Raw genomic sequence first — 2,659 nt, 5'->3', positions numbered from 1 at the left:
CCGATACCCAGATATGGTTTAAGATTTCATTTTCTTCTACCTCACTCAGGATCAACTCCGAAAACAATAGCAATTTGGCATACTTCCAGAAATCACGGACTAATTGTAATAAAAAAGCCGGATCCGACCCGTTTTTACGCATTTTTTTTGCGCCCCTGGTTTGGGTTTTTGAGTCAGAAGTCCGGCTTTCCTCCGTGTTCTTGTCTTGTTCCTGTACGGTTCCTGTAACGTTAGTTTCTTTTGGACTGTGAGCCGATAGGTGAACTCCTTCTTCCGGAGTTATGAACTTATCCACAGTGCTATTATTATTCTTTTTTTGTTCCTGTTGTACATGAACTAATGGGTGTAAATTTTTCACTTCAGGGCATAATGCCCCTTTAATGTCTTTAATAATCCCCTGGATGTTTCCACTAGTTGTGGGTAACTTTTTAGGGGCAAAAACCTGCGAATTGATCCAGAGTTCAACTCCTGTTTTTCCTCTATGGATTTCTTTACTGATAAACCCTGCTGCTTTTAACCGTTCCTTGTGATTAATAATGGTGCGAACGGTACACCCTTTACAGGAAGCCAAACTTGGATTAAAGGTTTTAAAGCCATGGAGCTGTTCTGAAATATCTTCCCCCAATGAAACGGCATGATTGAGTTGTTTGGCGTACAATCGCGTAATCAGTTCTGCGGTGGCCCTGTGGTTGGCATTTAATCGCTCGGTCAATTGATTGTGTTTTTCGTTGTGCCGATCTATAAATGCCTTTGTGGCCATAAAGACCGTGCTAAAATCATAGTAGGGGCGTATAGGAGGTATTGTTTCTGTGGTCATGATATGATTTTTTAAGGTTTTTGGAGGGGATAAGGAATATTTATCCCCCGAAAACCATTTCTAATGAAGTGTTTTTTGTGTATGTCATACAATCTTTTGTCCATTGAGGTAGGCGATAATACTTTTCTTAGAATATAGTTTTCGCCTGCCATGCTGATAGTAATCAATGAGTTTTTCATCCCTGAGTATATAGAGCCGTTTCTTACTCTTTAACCCCATTAACTTAAGCGCTTGCTCGGTAGTCAGAAAATCATGCTCTTCTTCTGTTGCGGACTGGATTTGTTGATGCTTTTCATGGATGACTTTATACATGAGTACCATAGTCTCTTCCATGAGTTTATAATAACTGTCCTTTTCGAATACAATTAATTCCATTGTTATATTTTTGAATATGTTCTACTTTGTTTAAAGGATGCAGAAAGCTTGGTTTTTAATTTCAATACCAGTTTAAAAAAAACAGGATCCTACTGGTAGTGAAATTCTGGTTTTAGCCCCCGGATGATATCTCGGAAATCACCTTTTCAACATCTCTGGAATAAAGAAAACAAAAAAACAAAAGCGAATTTGGTGCGCAAGGGTTGCGCAACCCCATTAGAAAAGACAACAAAGTGTTGAATTTTAGATGTTTGTAAGTTTAAAGGTGTCACGCTAATTCACATTAAATCACAGAAAAAAAATTATAAATGCGCAAAAAAACACTGGAAACCCCAGTAAAACCGTTCAAAACCGTACTTAAATGCAACCCCTATAAACACTGGTGTTTCCAGAGGTTGTTAAAATATTAACATTAATTATAGAAAAGACCACAGAAAAAAGTGATCAAAATCGATTAAAAAATAGGGGGGGGTAAAACATAAAAAGGGCATCTGTAAGGGCCATACCAATATCCTGCTTAACGATTCCTTTTTAAAAGGTTGGACCTGCATTATGAAATCATTTTGGAATCCTTAAACTTCTGGATAGTATTTAGCATCCGGATTAAAAGGCGCTCAACAGAAGCTAACGTATCTTTACTACTGGAGTAGAATGCATTTTTAACACTGTTCTCTGAGATATCCTTATCATCTTTGGACATATAGATTTGTGAAAGGAATTTAAAATATTGTTGTTTATTTTCTTTGACACTCACAACTTTTATTTCTGTAAACAGTCGTGCAAACAAAGCTAATTCCGGGATGGTAAGGTTTATTTTTCTTTTTACAACTTTGGACTTGGTAATATTCACGATACCCATATCTGAACCGGGTATCTTTTTAGTATTGATTTGTTCAATTTCATAGGTTTGATGGGAGAGGGCTATACGCTGTCTGATGTAACTGATCAAATATGTTTTTAAGCTTGGGAACTCAGGATGGTAACTAATGGGGGAAGTCACCGGGACTTCTTCTACCCGTATCAGCTGACGGTACAGGTAGGTTTGTCGTTCGGTCTGGGTAGAAAAATCTTCCAATCGATGGAGTAATTCTATACTCATTGCCTTACCTACATTATGGGTATTCAGATCCAGGGCAATCATAAGGCTATAGACCTGATCGTGATCCGGGGATTCCAATTTTGTAAACAGACGTGTAAACAGGTCTATATATTTGCGGTAAAATTCACGTTTTATATAAGTTAATGGAGTAAAAGTATCTGAAGTAATTTTATATAAAGGTTTACAGAGTTCTATTTCAATTTCTTTAGGGAGTTTTTGCTGTTTGAAAAGGACAATTAATTCTTGAGAAACATCATAATAGGTAGAAATGAATTGTCGTCGTTGCTCATAAGATACTCCTAACTCTTTATCTAAATATGTGTCGCAACATTCTTCCATATAGATAAGTATGCGATCCAAGTATCGGT

General features: G+C 37.0%; 3 protein-coding genes. All 3 read right to left on the bottom strand.

Annotated features, from left to right (window positions below):
• A partial coding sequence (locus FOF46_RS30700; RefSeq protein ID WP_143919230.1) for a hypothetical protein occupies positions 1-817 on the bottom strand: 817 nt, incomplete at its 3' end.
• An 84-nt stretch (positions 818-901) separates the two neighbouring features.
• A complete protein-coding gene (locus tag FOF46_RS30695) occupies positions 902-1,192 on the bottom strand; it encodes a helix-turn-helix domain-containing protein (protein WP_143919229.1) in 291 nt (96 codons plus the stop codon).
• A 550-nt stretch (positions 1,193-1,742) separates the two neighbouring features.
• Positions 1,743-2,659, bottom strand: a 917-nt coding sequence (locus tag FOF46_RS32010; RefSeq protein WP_167572027.1) for a hypothetical protein, incomplete at its 5' end; no start/stop codon positions are given.

The organism is Aquimarina algiphila (genome assembly GCF_007489275.1).
In the GTDB taxonomy this organism is placed as follows: domain Bacteria; phylum Bacteroidota; class Bacteroidia; order Flavobacteriales; family Flavobacteriaceae; genus Aquimarina; species Aquimarina algiphila.
This window is presented reverse-complemented; position numbering and strand designations above follow the sequence as displayed.